Below are 15,526 nucleotides of genomic sequence, written 5' to 3' on the forward strand. Positions count from 1 at the left end.
GTGATGGATCTGATTCCCCGGCCCCGCGCCGTGACGGACGGCGGGCCGCACTTCCTCGAACTCGGCCCGCACACCACGCTGGCGGCGGGCCCCGGCACCGAACGCACCGAGCGCTGGCTGCGCGCCACCCTCACGGCGGCCACCGGCCTGCCCCTGGCCCCCGGGGACCCGGCCAGGGCGGACACCGTCCGCCTGCGCACCGACCCGTCGGTCACCGCGGACCTCGGCGAGGAGGGCTACCGGCTCGCCGTCACGGCGGACGGCGTCGACCTCGCGGGCGGCGGCCCCGCCGGGCTGTTCTGGGGAGCGCAGACGCTGCGTCAGCTGCTCGGCCCGGACGCCTTCCGGCGCGCCCCGCTGCCGGGCCGGACCTGGCGGCTGCCCCTGACGCGCGTTCAGGACGCGCCCCGGTTCGGCTGGCGCGGCCTCATGCTCGACGTGGCCCGGCACTTCATGCCCAAGGACGGCGTCCTGCGCTACCTGGACCTCATGGCCGCGCACAAACTCAACGTCCTCCACTTCCACCTGACGGACGACCAGGGCTGGCGCATCGAGATCGAGCGGTACCCGAAGCTCACCGAGACCGGTTCCTGGCGGACCCGCACGAAATTCGGCCACAGCGCCTCACCCCTGTGGGAGGACAAACCGCACGGCGGTCACTACACCCAGGACGACATCCGCGAGATCGTCGCGTACGCGGCCGAACGGCACATCACCGTCGTCCCCGAAATCGACGTACCCGGGCACTCGCAGGCCGCCATCGCCGCGTATCCGGAACTCGGCAACACCGACGTCGTCGACACCACCGCCCTCACCGTCTGGGACACCTGGGGCATCTGCCCGAACGTCCTCGCACCCACCGACCACACCCTGCGGTTCTACGAAGGGGTCTTCGAGGAAGTCCTGGACCTGTTCCCGTCGCGGTTCATCCACGTCGGCGGCGACGAATGCCCCAAGGACCAGTGGCGCCGCTCGGCCGTCGCGCAGGCCCGCATGCGGGAACTGTCCCTCGCCGACGAAAACGCCCTCCAGGCGTGGTTCATCGGCCACTTCGACACCTGGCTCACCGCGCGCGGACGCAGGCTCATCGGCTGGGACGAGATCCTCGAGGGCGGCCTCGCGCCCGGCGCGGCGGTGTCGTCCTGGCGCGGCTACCGGGGCGGCATCGAGGCCGCGCGCGCCGGGCACGACGTCGTGATGTGCCCCGAACAGCAGGTGTACCTGGACCACCGCCAGGACGCGGGCCCGGACGAGCCGGTCCCCATCGGCTACGTCCGCACCCTGGCCGACGTGTACCGCTTCGAGCCGGTCCCGCCGCAGCTCACCGCGGACGAGGCACGGCATGTGCTGGGCACCCAGGCCAACGTGTGGACCGAGGTGATGGAGGACCAGGGGCGCGTCGACTACCAGGTGTTCCCCCGGCTCGCCGCCTTCGCCGAGGTCGCCTGGAGCGACCTGCCCGCCCCGGAACGGCGGGACTTCGCCGGCTTCGAGCGCCGGATGGCAGCCCACTACCGGCGACTTGACGCGCTCGGCGTCGCATACCGGCCACCCACCGGGCCCCGCCCGTGGCAGCGGCGGCCCGGCGTGCTCGGCCGCCCGATCGAGGGACCGCCTCCGGACAAGTGACGGGTTCCGGTCGCGCCGCGCATGGCCGGTCCCGTCCGAACAGGCGGGGGGGAGTCCCGAACACACGAGGGAGAAAAGTAAGGGAAAAATTGTGCAAGTGTCACTGAAGAGTGCCAATTCGAGCGCACCGGCAGTGCTCGTACAAAACGGGCGATGCCCGCAGTGAGGTGGGCGAACGTCTCCTAGCGGACCCCCGCGTTCCCGCCCTGCGAAGATGTGCCAGAGTTGCCACGTCCGCCCTGTCGGCACGTACCGTACGGCCAGCAAAGGTGGGATCAGGGCAGCGGGAAGGGGCAGCCGGTTTGACCACGCACGCACCGCAGACGGCGCAGGCCGTCACGCTGCCCACGACGCTGGACGAGGCCGTGGCGGCCCTCACCGCCGTGCCCGCCGCCGTGCCCGTCGCGGGCGGCACCGACCTCATGACCGCGGTGAACTCCGGGCAGCTCAGGCCCGCCGCCCTGGTCGGCCTCGGCCGCATCAGCGAGATCCGCGGCTGGCAGTACCAGGACGGGCACGCGCTGCTCGGCGCCGGACTCACCCACGCGCGCATGGGCCGGCCCGACTTCGCCGCGCTCATCCCGGCGCTCGCCGCCGCCGCGCGCGCCGCGGGCCCCCCGCAGATCCGCAACGCGGGCACCCTCGGCGGCAACATCGCCTCGGCCGCCCCCACCGGCGACGCGCTGCCGGTCCTCGCCGCGCTCGAGGCGACCGTGGTCATCGCGGGCCCGGGCGGCGCCCGCCGCGAGATCCCCGTGTCGCACCTGCTGGCCGGCATGGAGATGCTGCGCTCCGGCGAACTCATCGGGTACGTGCGCGTGCCGCTGCTGCACGCCCCGCAGGTCTTCCTCAAGGCCACCGGCCGCACCGGCCCCGGACGCGCCCTCGCGTCCGTCGCCCTGGTCCTCGACCCGGCCCGGCGCGGCGTGCGCTGCGCCGTCGGCGCCATCGCGCCGATGCCGCTGCGGCCCCTGGAGGCCGAGAACTGGGTCGCCCAGCTCATCGACTGGGACAACAACCGCGCGATCGTCCCGGAGGCCCTCGGAGCCTTCGGCGAGTACGTCGCCGCGGCCTGCATCCCCGACCCGGGCCCCGCCGAGGACGGTTCCGTGCCGCAGCTGCCGCCCGCCGTACTGCACCTGCGGCGCACCGTCGCCGCGCTGGCCCGACGAGCACTGGGGAGGGCGCTGTCGTGACCGACGACCAGCACGGAGAGAGCACGCCCCGGGGCGGGAGCCGCTGGGACCCGCTGCCCCAGGGCGACTACGACGACGGCGCCACCGCCTTCGTGCACCTCCCTGAGGGCGGCATCGACGCCCTCCTGGCCTCCCAGGACAGCCCGCTCGCCGCACCCGGCCACGGCTATGTTCCGCCGCAGATAACGGTCACGCCCGCCACGACCGCCGGCACCGACCCCGCGGCCACCTGGCCGGTCGCCGGCGCGCCCGTCGACGGCGCCCAGTGGCACGACCCGAACGCCACCGGCCAGGACACGGCGGGCGGCGACCGGTTCACCTACCGGCCCGACGCGAGCGGGCAGTGGCAGTTCCAGGACGGCGGGGCCGCGTCCCCGGAGGAGCAGCACCCGCCCGCTCCCGGGCACGACGTCACCGGCCAGTGGTCGATCCCCGTCGCCGGGGGCGACCTGCCGGACGAATCGGGCGAGTTCACCGCGTCCGCACTGGTCGAACAGTGGGGCGGCACCCCACCGCCGACCCTGCCGGGCGGCGCAGCCGCCCCGTGGGCCACGCAGCCGATGGGCGAGCCGTGGGGGGCGGGGGAGGGGCCCGCGGATTACGGACAGGGCCAGGAGCCGGGGGCGGTTGGGCAGCCGGCGGACTACGGGCAGGGCCCGGTGGCCGAGCATGAGCACGGGCACGGGCACCCGGTGGGCGAGCAGCCGTACGGCCAGCCGGACCCGGCCGGACAGCATCTGCCGCCGCACCGGCCGGAAGCGGCGCAGGGACAGCCGTACGGCGGCGAGCCGTACCGGCAGGACGAGGGCGGGCTCGGTCAGCAGCCGGTGCCGGGGTACGAGCACGAGCACGCGCCCGTGCAGCAGCCCGCGCCCGCCGAGCACGCGGGTGACTACGGGGCTCAGCAGCACGCCGCCGGGCAGCACACGGGTGGGCAGCACGCCGGCGATCCCGCCGCCGAGCAGCACGGCGATGGGCACCACGCGGGCGGGCATCACGCAGTTGACCACCACGCGGGCGGGCGTCACGCGGGCGGCCACGCCGCCGAGCAGGCGGGCGGCCCCGCCGAGCAGCACGGCGCCGAGCACCACCTCGGCGAGCACGCCGCCGAGCAGCACGCCGGTGAGCACCACGCAGCCGAGCCGCACGCGAGTGACCCCGCCGCCGAGCACCACGCCGCGCCCGCCTCCGCCGAGCAGGCGCCCCCGCACCCCGCCGACGCGTACCCGGCCGAGCCGTCCGGCGAGCAGCCCGAGCCGCAGGCCTCACAGCAGGCTCCTGATGCCGGTGAGGTCGCCGAGGACGCGCAGGGCGGCCCCGGCGAGGCCGCTGAGAGCCCCGCTGAGGCTTCCGCGGAGCCCTCCGGGGAGGCGGAGGCCGAGAGCAGCCCCGAGGCCGCCGAAGAGGCCGCCACGGCCGCCGGACCGGAGACGCCCGACGAGCCGGCGCCCCAGGCCGAGACCGCGGCGGAGGCCGAGGCGACAGACGCCCCGGGGCCCGCCGCCGCGCCGAACGAGGACCACCCCCTCGCCTCCTACGTGCTGCGCGTCAACGGCACCGACCGGCCCGTCGCCGACGCCTGGATCGGCGAGTCGCTGCTGTACGTACTGCGCGAACGGCTCGGCCTCGCGGGCGCCAAGGACGGCTGCTCGCAGGGCGAGTGCGGCGCCTGCAACGTGCAGGTCGACGGCAGGCTCGTGGCCTCCTGCCTGGTCCCGGCCGTGACCGCGGCCGGCAGCGAGGTGCGCACGGTCGAGGGCCTGGCCTCCGACGGACAGCCCTCGGACGTGCAGCGGGCGCTCGCCCGGTGCGGCGCCGTGCAGTGCGGCTTCTGCGTGCCCGGCATGGCGATGACCGTGCACGACCTGCTGGAGGGCAACCCCGCCCCGAGCGAACTGGAGACCCGCCAGGCCCTGTGCGGCAACCTGTGCCGCTGCTCCGGCTACCGGGGCGTCGTGGAGGCCGTCAAGGAGGTCGTCGCCGAGCGCGAGGCGCACCGCGCGTCCGACGGCGCCGACACCGACGCCGGCGAGGCCCGCATCCCGCACCAGGCGGGCCCGGGCGCGGGCGGCATCCACTCCGCGGCGTTCGACGGCCCCCAGCCGGGCCGGGGCGGACCGCACGACCAGTCCCACGGCCAGGACGGAGGCCACGCGTGAGCAACGAGACCGCCACCGCGCAGGCCGCGCAGGCCCCGGAGGCGACCGACGCGCCCGAGCCGATCCCGCACGGCCTCGGCGCCTCGCTCCCGGCGTCCGACGCGCGCGCCAAGACGGAGGGCACCTTCCCGTACGCCGCCGACCTGTGGGCCGAGGGCCTGCTGTGGGGCGCGGTGCTCCGCTCGCCGCACGCGCACGCGCGCATCGTGTCCATCGACACCACGCACGCGCGTGAGATGCCCGGCGTGCGGGCCGTCGTCACGCACGAGGACGTGCCCGGCGCCCCGCTGTACGGCCGCGGCAAGGCCGACCGCCCGGTGTTCGCCTCCGAGGTGGTACGGCACCACGGCGAACCCATCGCGGCCGTCGCCGCCGACCACCCGGACACCGCGCGGATGGCCGCCGCGGCCGTCACCGTCGAGTACGAGGTGCTCGTCCCGGTGACCGACCCGGAGCAGGCCTTCGAGGCCGAGCCGCTGCACCCCGACGGCAACCTGATCCGGCACATCCCGCTGCGGCACGGCGACCCGCAGGCCGCGGGCGAGGTCGTCGTCGAGGGCCTGTACCGCATAGGCCGCCAGGACCCCGCCCCCATCGGCGCCGAGGCGGGTCTCGCCGTACCGCGTCCCGACGGGGGCGTGGAGCTGTACCTCGCCTCCACCGACCCGCACGCCGACCGCGACACGGCCGCCGCCGCGTTCGCCCTCGAACCCGAGCGCGTGAAGGTCGTCGTCACCGGCGTGCCCGGCGCCACCTCCGACCGCGAGGACCGGGGCTTCCAGCTCGCACTCGGCCTGCTCGCGCTGAAGACCGGCTGCCCGGTGAAACTCGCCGCCACGCGCGAGGAGTCCTTCCTGGGCCACGTCCACCGGCACCCCACCCTGCTGCGCTACCGCCACCACGCGGACGCCGAGGGCAAGCTGGTGAAGGTCGAGGCGCAGATCCTGCTCGACGCGGGCGCGTACGCCGACACGTCGTCGGACGCGCTGGCCGCCGCCGTCGCGTTCGCCTGCGGCCCGTACGTCGTGCCGAACGCCTTCATCGAGGGCTGGGCCGTCCGCACCAACAACCCGCCGTCCGGCCATGTGCGCGGCGAGGGCGCGATGCAGGTGTGCGCCGCCTACGAGGCGCAGATGGACAAGCTGGCCAAGAAGCTCGGCGTCGACCCGGCGGAGCTGCGCCTGCGCAACGTGATGGCCACCGGCGACGTGCTGCCGACCGGGCAGACGGTGACCTGCCCGGCGCCGGTCGCCGAACTGCTCCAGGCCGTACGGGACCAGCCGCTGCCGCCGCTGCCCAAGGACACCGACCAGGACGAGTGGCTGCTGCCCGGCGGCCCCGAGGGCGCCGGTGAACCGGGCGCGGTGCGCCGGGGCGTGGGCTACGGGCTCGGCATGGTGCACATGCTCGGCGCGGAGGGCGCGGACGAGGTGTCCACGGCGACCGTGAAGGTGCACGACGGCGTGGCGACGGTGCTGTGCTCGGCGGTCGAGACCGGCCAGGGCTTCGGCACGCTCGCGCGGCAGATCGTGCAGGAGACGCTCGGCATCGACGAGGTGCACGTGGCGCCGGTCGACACCGACCAGCCGCCGGCCGGCGCGGGCTGCCGCGGCCGTCACACGTGGGTGTCCGGCGGCGCCGTGGAGCGCGCGGCGAAGATGGTGCGCACGCAGCTCCTGCAGCCGCTGGCCCACAAGTTCGGCATGTCCACGGAGCTGCTGCAGATCACCGACGGCAAGATCACCTCGTACGACGGGGTGCTGTCGACCACGGTCACCGAGGCGATGGACGGCAAGGAGCTGTGGGCGACGGCCCAGTGCCGCCCGCATCCGACCGAGCCGCTGGACGACTCCGGGCAGGGCGACGCGTTCGTCGGCCTGTCCTTCTGCGCGATCCGCGCGGTCGTGGACGTCGACGTCGAGATCGGCTCCGTCCGCGTCGTGGAACTGGCCGTCGCGCAGGACGTGGGGCGGGTGCTGAACCCGGCCCAGCTGGCCGCGCGCATCGAGGGCGGCGTCACGCAGGGCGTGGGCATCGCGCTCACCGAGAACCTCCGCGCGCCGCGTGGCCTGGTCCGTCACCCCGACCTGACCGGGTACGCCCTGCCGACCGCCCTGGACGCGCCCGACATCCGGATCGTCAAGCTGGTCGAGGAGCGGGACGTGGTCGCGCCGTTCGGCGCGAAGGCGGTCAGCGCGGTGCCGGTCGTGACGTCGCCGGCGGCCATCGCGTCGGCGGTGCGCGCGGCGACGGGCCGCCCGGTCAACCGCCTCCCGATCCGCCCGCAGGCGGCGGTGGTCACGGGCCAGTGAGGCCCGGGGCGGGGACGGGCGCGGCAGGCCGGTGACGGCCGGGGCGCCCGCCGCCCCTCCGTGCCGTCCTGGCGGGCGCGGCGCTCCGGCCGGGCGGAATTCCGAGGCCGTTGTCAGTGGTGGCGGCTACTGTTCTGGCAGTGGGACGGCCGCCCGTCGGGGGTGGGCGGCCGGCCTGTGAACAGGCGGGGGGCAGGTATGCACGGGGGAGCGATGAGCGGGGTGGCGATCACGACGGCGGGGACGGACCTGGAGCGCTGTGCCGCACAGGGGCGGCTGGTCCGGCTGCCGGGACTGCGCGGGGCCGCGCCGTCGCTGGTGACGCTGGTGCGTCTTGCGACGGCGACGGACCAGTCGGCCGGCGGGCGGGGCGCCTTCGTCCCGTGCGGGGAGCGCGCCGACATACGCACGCTGGTGGAGCGGTCGCCGTACCGGAGGATGACGGCGCTGGTCCGGCTCCTGGCGCTGGCGGCGGGCACCGACGCGGAGTCGGGGCTCACCCTCGACCTGCCGGTGGGGCTGCTGGACCGCCAGTTCGGCCGGGGCCGTGTCGTGCACTTCGAGGACATCGACTTCCCCGCCGTGCTCACCCACGAGCCGACGCGCCGCTTCCTGCGGGAGACGGGCCTGCCCGAGCAGGCGTTCCCGCTCACCCTGGACACGGACGCGCCGCTGCCGACGCTGGAGGAGTACGCGGAGGACGCCCCGGCGGGCCCGGCCCTGCTCCCGGCGGACGCCGAGCGCCTGATACGCGTCGGAGGCCTCGCCGAGCAGGGCTCCAGCCTGGTCCTCGACGGCACGACGGGCACACTCCTGAAGTGGAGCGAGCCGGACGCCGCCCTCCACCCCCTGAGCACGGACGTCTCCACCTTGGCCTTCACCCTGTGGCTGCTGCACAGAGCGGTCGCGGAGACCGCGGGCGGAGGTCGCTGAGGGACGCGGCGCGGGCGGGCCCCTGAACCACTCGGGCACGCGGCCGTGTTGACGACCTGACCGCATGGCCCGGGGGGTGCGGGGTTCAAGGAATCCGGGGGTGCTGCCGTAGGACCGCCACCCGCCGTTCATGAAGGGCGGGCGGTGGCCGGGACCGGTGGGCGTAGGTCCGACGGTGGAGGCGCGTACCGTCTTTCGACAGGGGTCAACGCGTGCCTTGGCCCTTACCCTGGCGACCATGAGTGCCCTCGAACCGCGCGACAGCGATGTCGCCGACGCCACCGAACCCGACCCCGGCCGGGCCGGGACCGTGCTGAGCCGCTCCTACCGGGCGCTGAGCATCGGTATCGTCTCCGTCGTCCTGCTGATCGCCTTCGAGGCGACCGCCGTCGGTACGGCGATGCCGGTCGCGGCGCGGGAGCTGGACGGGGTGTCGCTGTACGCGTTCGCGTTCTCGGGGTACTTCACCACGAGCCTGTTCGGGATGGTGCTCGCCGGCCAGTGGGCCGACCGCCGCGGGCCGCTCGGGCCGTTGACCGCGGGCATCGCCTCGTTCGCCGCGGGGCTGCTGATGTCGGGCACGGCGACGGCGATGTGGCTGTTCATCCTCGGCCGGGCGGTACAGGGCCTGGGCGGCGGGCTGGTGATCGTCGCGCTGTACGTCGTGGTCGGGCGGGCGTATCCGGAGCGGCTGCGGCCGGCGATCATGGCGGCGTTCGCGGCGGGCTGGATCGTGCCGTCCATCGTCGGCCCGCTGGCGTCGGGCGCGGTGACCGAACACCTCGGCTGGCGCTGGGTGTTCCTCGGCATCCCGGTGCTGGTCGTGTTCCCGCTGGCGCTCGCGCTGCCGCAGATACGGCGCCGGGCGGCGGGCCCGGTGGAGGAGCCGGGCACCGGCAGGGGGACCTCCGTCGGCGCCCGCCGCATCCGTCTCGCCCTCGGCATCTCGCTGGGCGCCGGACTGCTCCAGTACGCGGCGCAGGACCTGCGGTGGGTGTCGCTGCTGCCCGGCGTGGCGGGGGCCGCGCTGCTGGTCCCGGCGGTCCTCGGGCTGCTGCCGCGCGGCACGTACCGGGCGGCGCGCGGGCTGCCGTCGGTGGTGCTGCTGCGCGGGATCGCGGCGGGGTCGTTCATCGCGGCCGAGTCGTTCGTGCCGCTGATGCTGGTCACCCAGCGCGGGCTCAGTCCGACGCTGGCCGGGTTCTCGCTGGCGGCGGGCGGCGCGACGTGGGCGCTGGGCTCGTGGCTGCAGTCCCGCGCGCGGGTGGAGCCGTACCGGGAGCGGCTGATGACGCTGGGCATGCTGCTGGTGGCGGCGGCCATCGCGGCGGCACCCAGCGTGCTGATCGACGCGGTGCCGGTGTGGACGGTGGCGGTCGCCTGGGCGTTCGGCTGCTTCGGCATGGGCCTGGTGATCTCCTCCACCAGTGTGCTGCTGCTCAAGCTGTCCGCCCCGGAGGAGGCCGGCACGAACTCCGCCGCCCTCCAGATCTCCGACGGGCTGTCCAACGTGGTCCTGCTGTCCACGGGCGGCGCGGCGTTCGCGGCGCTGGGCGGCGGCAGGGTCAGCCACGGGGCGACGGAGGCCTCCACCTCCCACCCGGCGGCCTTCGCGGCGGTGTTCCTGCCGATGGCGGCGGTGGCGCTGGTGGGGGCGTGGGTGACGAGGCGCGTACGCGCGCAGTAGGGACGACACCGATCGCAGCGCAGCCGCCGAGGTACGCGCGCCGACTGTGACCTCGGTCCCACCCGCCGTCGCCCCGGTGGCGTCCGCCGGTCGGACGATCGTGCCGCCGGTAGGGTGGCCCGGTCGTCATACGTAGCCGAGCCGTCGACCCCTCCACGGAGACCGTGACTACCACCGCCAGCTCCAGCACCGCCTCCCACTCGCACCACCTGTCACCGGCCTTCCCCGGCCGTGCGCCGTGGGGCACCGCCAGCAAGCTGCGTGCCTGGCAGCAGGGGGCGATGGAGAAGTACATCCAGGAGCAGCCCCGCGACTTCCTCGCGGTCGCCACCCCCGGCGCCGGAAAGACGACCTTCGCGCTGACGCTGGCGTCCTGGCTGCTGCACCACCACGTCGTGCAGCAGGTGACCGTGGTCGCGCCGACCGAGCACCTGAAGAAGCAGTGGGCCGAGGCGGCGGCGCGGATAGGGATCAAGCTGGACCCGGAGTACAGCGCGGGGCCGCTCGGCAAGGAGTACGACGGGATCGCCGTCACGTACGCGGGTGTCGGCGTGCGCCCGATGCTGCACCGCAACCGCGTCGAGCAGCGCAAGACCCTGGTCATCCTGGACGAGATCCACCACGCCGGTGACTCCAAGTCCTGGGGCGAGGCCTGCCTGGAGGCCTTCGAGCCCGCCACCCGCAGACTCGCCCTGACCGGTACGCCGTTCCGCTCGGACACCAACCCCATCCCCTTCGTCACGTACGAGGAGGGCGACGACGGGATCCGGCGGTCCGCCGCCGACTACACCTACGGGTACGGCTCCGCCCTCGCGGACGGTGTCGTGCGGCCGGTCATCTTCCTCTCCTACAGCGGCAACATGCGCTGGCGGACCAAGGCCGGCGACGAGATCGAGGCCCGGCTCGGCGAGCCGATGACCAAGGACGCCGTCAGCCAGGCCTGGCGCACCGCCCTCGACCCGCGCGGCGACTGGATGCCGGCCGTGCTGCGCGCCGCGGACCAGCGGCTCACCGAGGTCAGGAAGGCCGTCCCGGACGCGGGCGCCCTCGTCATCGCCTCCGACCAGGAATCCGCGCGCGCCTACGCCAAGCTCATCCGGGACATCACGGGCCACAAGGCCACCCTCGTCCTGTCCGACGACACCGGCGCCTCGAAGCGGATCGACGACTTCAGTGCCGGCACCGACCGCTGGATGGTCGCCGTCCGCATGGTGTCCGAGGGCGTCGACGTGCCGCGCCTGGCGGTCGGCGTGTACGCCACGACGATCTCGACGCCGCTGTTCTTCGCCCAGGCGGTCGGCCGTTTCGTACGGTCCCGGCGGCGCGGCGAGACCGCGTCCGTCTTCCTGCCGACCATCCCCGACCTGCTCTCCTTCGCCAACGAGATGGAGCGCGAGCGCGACCACGTCCTCGACAAGCCCAAGAAGGAGGGCGAGGAGGACCCGTACGCCGAGTCCGAGAAGGAGATGGAGGAGGCGAACCGGGAGCAGGACGAGGACACCGGCGAGCAGGACATGCTGCCCTTCGAGGCGCTGGAGTCCGACGCCGTCTTCGACCGGGTCACCTACAACGGCGCCGACTTCGGCATGCAGGCCCACCCCGGCAGCGAGGAGGAGCAGGACTACCTCGGCATCCCGGGGCTGCTGGAGCCCGACCAGGTGCAGCTGCTGCTCCAGAAGCGGCAGGCCCGGCAGATCGCGCACAGCCGCAAGAAGCCGGCCGAGGAGGCCGACCTGCTGGAACTGCCCGCCGAGCGGCGGCCGGTGGTCACGCACAAGGAGCTGATGGAGCTGCGCAAGCGGCTCAACACGATGGTCGGCGCGTACGTCCACCAGAGCGGCAAGCCGCACGGCGTGATCCACACCGAGCTGCGGCGCGTGTGCGGCGGCCCGCCCAGCGCCGAGGCGACCGCCGGCCAGCTGCGCCAGCGCATCGCCAAGGTCCAGGAGTGGGCCACGCGCATGAAGTGACGCCCGCGCGTCGGGGAGCAGCCGCGGGGCCTTCGGATGCGGTGGTGGCGCCGGGGCGCTGTGGGCGTACGGGTGTGCTGGTGGCGCGGAAGCGCCGCGGGGCGTGCGGGCGCGGTGGTGCGCCGGATGTTTCGGGATAAACGGAGTGAGTCCGTACCGTGCGCTGACCGGATTCTGGACGGAGCCTTCCGCTCAGCGGACCGGCTCGCTACTGTCCCGCTACGCACACGCCCCGTGGCAGCGCCGCCGCGGAGCGCAGCCGTGAAGCGACTGGGCCCGGGACAAGGCCGGGCCGTCAGCCGATCGGCGGCCTCTGAAGCGCGTCACTGACGGGACTCGGTGACGCCCCGCCGACAGGTGCCGCCGACCTCACCACCAAAGGAGTGGGCGTCGTGACCGCGGAGACCTCCCAGACGCTCGACCGGGGACTGCGCGTCCTCAAACTGCTCGCCGACACCGACCACGGGCTGACCGTCACCGAGCTCTCCCACAAGCTGGGCGTGAACCGGACCGTGGTGTACCGGCTGCTCGCCACGCTGGAACAGCACGCCCTCGTACGCCGCGACCTCGGCGGCCGTGCCCGGGTCGGGCTCGGGGTGCTGCGGCTGGGCCGCCAGGTGCATCCGCTGGTGCGGGAGGCCGCGATGCCGGCGCTGCGGTCGCTGGCCGAGGACATCGGCGCGACGGCCCACCTGACCCTGGTCGACGGGGCCGAGGCGCTGGCCGTGGCCGTGGTCGAGCCGACGTGGACCGACTACCACGTGGCCTACCGCGCGGGTTTCCGGCATCCGCTGGACCGCGGTGCCGCGGGCAAGGCGATCCTCCTGGCCCGCCGGCAGCCCGCGCCCGACCCCGCGTACGCGCTGACCCACGGGGAACTGGAGGCCGGCGCGAGCGGGGCCGCCGCGCCGCTGATCGGTGTCACGGGCGTCGAGGGCAGCGTCGGCGTGGTGATGCTGGCGGACGCCGTACCGCAGCGGGTGGGCCTGCGGGTCGTGGAGGCGGCCAAGGAGGTCGCGGAGGCCCTGCGCTGACGCGCACCCGGGCGTCAGTTCGCGTCACGTTAGATTGATCCCGTGTTCTCTCGTCTCACGCGCCCCCAGGCCGTCGCCGTCTGTGCCCTGCCCGTCGTGGCCCTGCTCGCCACGGCGGCGTTCGCGCCGCTGCCGTTCTCCGTGGCGCAGCCCGGGATGACGGCGGACGTGCTCGGGGAGAACAAGGGCGCGCCCGTGATCACGATCTCGGGCGCCCCGGTCCGCGAGACCGGCGGCGAGCTGCGCATGACGACGATCGAGGCGACCAGCCCGGACACGCGCGTGTCTCTCGGCGACGTACTGGACAGCTGGTTCGCGACGGACAGGGCGGTCATGCCGCGCGACTCGGTCTACCCGAGCGGCGGCGACGTCAAGGAGATCGAGCGGCACAACGAGCAGCAGATGCGGCAGTCCCAGAGCACGGCGACGCGGGCGGCGCTGCGGTATCTGAGGATCGCCGACGGCACGGTGAAGGTGTCGCTGAAGCTCGCCGACGTCGGCGGCCCGAGCGCCGGCCTGCTGTTCTCCCTCGGCATCGTCGAGAAGCTGGAGGGCGACGGCAGCGGCGGCGACCTCACGGGCGGCCGGGTGATCGCCGGCACGGGCACGATCGACGCGGCCGGCCGGGTCGGCGCGGTGGGCGGCGTGGCCCTGAAGACGCAGGCGGCCCGCCGCGACGGGGCGACGGTCTTCCTGGTCCCGAAGGCGGAGTGCGGCGACGCGAAGTCGGAGCTGCCCGAGGGCCTGCGCCTGATCCCGGTCACCACGCTCAAGGGCGCGGTCGAGTCGCTGAAGGCCCTGGAGACGGGCCGGGGCAGGGTCCCCAGCTGCTAGGACCTGTCTGATAATTGATCTTGTAGTGGGTCGTGGTGAGCTGACGGATGCGGCGTGGGGGCGGACAGTTCCTTGGTCAGCCGGGCTCACCAGCACGCCGCCGGTGCCCGCAAAAGGGGGCGGAGACAGGGGACGAACTGGACGATCCGGCACGTGCGGCGGCTCACCGGGCGCTCGGCCGGTCCCGCGGCGGGCTGACGACGAAGGTCCATCCCGCCTGTGACGGCCGGGGCCACCCAGCCAGGATCGTTTGTCAGACAAGACCTGGCCCACTGTGAAAGAGGACCGCTGGGGAAGCAGGCGACAGCGGCCGTATTCGCTCGAGCGGGACGGCTACGCATCTGTCCGTCCGAGCTCTCAGGCGGCGACCGGTGCATTCCGCCTCCCTGATCTCCATCACGTCACCTGTCGAGCTGTGTTCGGTCGATGCGGGGCCTGGCTCGTCGTCGGCTTTTGCTCCGGTCGGCGACTCGGGTGGCGGGCTGGGCCCGCGTGCGGCCGGTCCGGGAGGACTGTTGGGCCTCCCCGTGGCGTCTGGACGCCTGTGCGGAGGGGTGTGGCTCCGTCTGGCGCTCTGGATAGCCGACGGTTGGCCGGGTAGGGGGAATTGCCACCGCGTCAGGGAAGGGAGGACACGGATGTCCCGCACGCCCGAGCCGGCGGATGCCGTGCAGGCCGCCGAGTGTGTGGCAGAGGCCATGATCCAGCTGTGGCGGCAGGCTCACCTGGAGATCGCACCGGAGGTGTCCGATCAGCAGATGCGTACGCTGCTGGTGCTGGAGACGGGGCCGCGCCATCTCACCGCTCTCGCGCAGCAAATGGGTGTGGGGCCGTCCTCCGCCACGCGCCTGTGCGACCGGCTCGGCCAGCGGGGCCTGATCGAGCGTGTCAGTGCCGGCCGGCAGGTGACGATCCGGCTCACTCCCGCCGGTGAGAAGCTGCTGCACGCTACGCGCGAGCACCGCCGCGTGCTGTTGCGGCAGGCTCTGGCCTCGATCGGCACCGACCAGGCCGTCCTCCACGACGCTCTGGGGCAACTGTGCGCACTCTTCCCGGTCGTGGCACCCCCCGCTGCGGAGGGCTCGTGAGAAGAGGGCAGGCAGGTGTCCTCTGCCTTTTTGTCCGCCTGTCGGCTGCCAGGGCCGTGTCCCGCCGTGCGGCCGTCTCGGGGCTGCCTCGTTCCGGCACAACGCCGGACAGTTGCCATTTGACAACTATGGCCGCGAGGCAACAGAGTTTCCCGTGTCGGTTGTGCGGGGAAGGACGTGGAATGCTCCGATGGGCGCAGGCCACGCCGAGTTCTGGTCCCGGCGGTCCGAGGGCGGTTCAGGCGGTCCGGCTCTCCGAGCCCGGTGCCTCGACGTGGATCTGCGTCGCCGCCGCGGCGCGGAAGGCCTCCAGTCCCTCGAGCAGCGCGGTCCGCTGGGCGACGGGCATGGCCGCCACCAGCTTCTGCAGTTCCTGCTCCCGGCGGGTGCGCAGGTCGGCGAGGAAGGCGCGGCCCCGGCTGCTGAGGCGCAGGCGCACCTCCCGCCGGTCCGAGGGGCTGGTCGCCCGCTCGACCAGGCCGGCGGCCTGCAGACGGTCGCACAGCCGGCTGGTGGACGGCGGGGTGGAGGCGAGGGTTTCGGCGAGGGTGCGCAGGTTGATGCCGTCGTGGTGTTCCAGCACGTGCAGGACGCGCAGCTGCGATGCTGAGGCGGGGGCGGTGGTGGCCCGGCCCCACACGACCTCCAGCAGTTCAGCGGCCATGGTGGTCACACGTGCGACCT

At 74.2% G+C, this 15,526-nt stretch carries 11 protein-coding genes and 1 pseudogene; 11 read left to right on the forward strand and 1 reads right to left on the reverse strand.

Translation table 11 applies throughout. The features are described 5' to 3' along the window. The first annotated feature begins 3 nt into the window (after positions 1–3). From AB0M97_RS10665 to AB0M97_RS10715, 11 genes and pseudogenes are all read left to right on the forward strand, one after another. Entirely contained in the window at positions 4–1,629 is a 1,626-nt protein-coding gene (locus AB0M97_RS10665) for a beta-N-acetylhexosaminidase (RefSeq protein WP_365960412.1), read from the forward strand. 302 nt (positions 1,630–1,931) lie between these two features. Next, positions 1,932–2,825 carry an FAD binding domain-containing protein gene (locus AB0M97_RS10670; RefSeq protein WP_365960413.1) on the forward strand — a complete coding sequence of 298 codons (894 nt, stop codon included), beginning with the start codon at positions 1,932–1,934 and terminating at the stop codon, positions 2,823–2,825. Then, positions 2,822–4,984 (forward strand): 2Fe-2S iron-sulfur cluster-binding protein, encoded by a 2,163-nt coding sequence (locus tag AB0M97_RS10675; RefSeq protein ID WP_365960415.1) that lies wholly within the window; start codon positions 2,822–2,824, stop codon positions 4,982–4,984. Before AB0M97_RS10670 ends, AB0M97_RS10675 begins: the two co-directional genes overlap by 4 nt. Further along, positions 4,981–7,296 carry a molybdopterin cofactor-binding domain-containing protein gene (locus tag AB0M97_RS10680; RefSeq protein ID WP_365960416.1) on the forward strand — a complete coding sequence of 772 codons (2,316 nt, stop codon included), beginning with the start codon at positions 4,981–4,983 and terminating at the stop codon, positions 7,294–7,296. The genes AB0M97_RS10675 and AB0M97_RS10680 overlap by 4 nt, the downstream gene beginning before the upstream one ends. Before the next feature lie 213 nt (positions 7,297–7,509). After that, on the forward strand, positions 7,510–8,229 hold the full coding sequence (locus AB0M97_RS10685; protein ID WP_365960417.1) for an SUKH-4 family immunity protein: 720 nt from the start codon (positions 7,510–7,512) through the stop codon (positions 8,227–8,229). Positions 8,230–8,467: 238 nt separating this feature from the next. Continuing rightward, complete coding sequence (locus AB0M97_RS10690) at positions 8,468–9,916, forward strand: MFS transporter (protein WP_365960418.1); 1,449 nt, start codon at positions 8,468–8,470, stop codon at positions 9,914–9,916. A 164-nt stretch (positions 9,917–10,080) separates the two neighbouring features. Next, positions 10,081–11,886, forward strand: a complete 1,806-nt coding sequence (locus AB0M97_RS10695; RefSeq protein ID WP_365960419.1) for a DEAD/DEAH box helicase — start codon at positions 10,081–10,083, stop codon at positions 11,884–11,886. A gap of 392 nt (positions 11,887–12,278) precedes the next feature. After that, complete coding sequence (locus AB0M97_RS10700) at positions 12,279–12,920, forward strand: helix-turn-helix domain-containing protein (protein ID WP_365960421.1); 642 nt, start codon at positions 12,279–12,281, stop codon at positions 12,918–12,920. A 42-nt stretch (positions 12,921–12,962) separates the two neighbouring features. Beyond that, positions 12,963–13,754: a S16 family serine protease gene (locus tag AB0M97_RS10705; RefSeq protein WP_365960422.1), complete on the forward strand. Its 792-nt coding sequence runs from the start codon at positions 12,963–12,965 to the stop codon at positions 13,752–13,754. 63 nt (positions 13,755–13,817) lie between these two features. Next, positions 13,818–13,966, forward strand: a pseudogene (locus AB0M97_RS10710) (IS5/IS1182 family transposase); the annotation flags it as partial. 426 nt (positions 13,967–14,392) lie between these two features. Then, complete coding sequence (locus AB0M97_RS10715) at positions 14,393–14,842, forward strand: MarR family transcriptional regulator (RefSeq protein WP_365960423.1); 450 nt, start codon at positions 14,393–14,395, stop codon at positions 14,840–14,842. A 238-nt stretch (positions 14,843–15,080) separates the two neighbouring features. Here AB0M97_RS10715 and AB0M97_RS10720 read toward each other — a convergent pair whose 3' ends face one another. Next, positions 15,081–15,515 carry a MarR family transcriptional regulator gene (locus tag AB0M97_RS10720; RefSeq protein WP_365960425.1) on the reverse strand — a complete coding sequence of 145 codons (435 nt, stop codon included), beginning with the start codon at positions 15,513–15,515 and terminating at the stop codon, positions 15,081–15,083. Positions 15,516–15,526: the final 11 nt, after the last annotated feature.

Source organism: Streptomyces sp. NPDC051207 (genome assembly GCF_040682395.1).
Classification (GTDB): Bacteria; Actinomycetota; Actinomycetes; order Streptomycetales; family Streptomycetaceae; genus Streptomyces.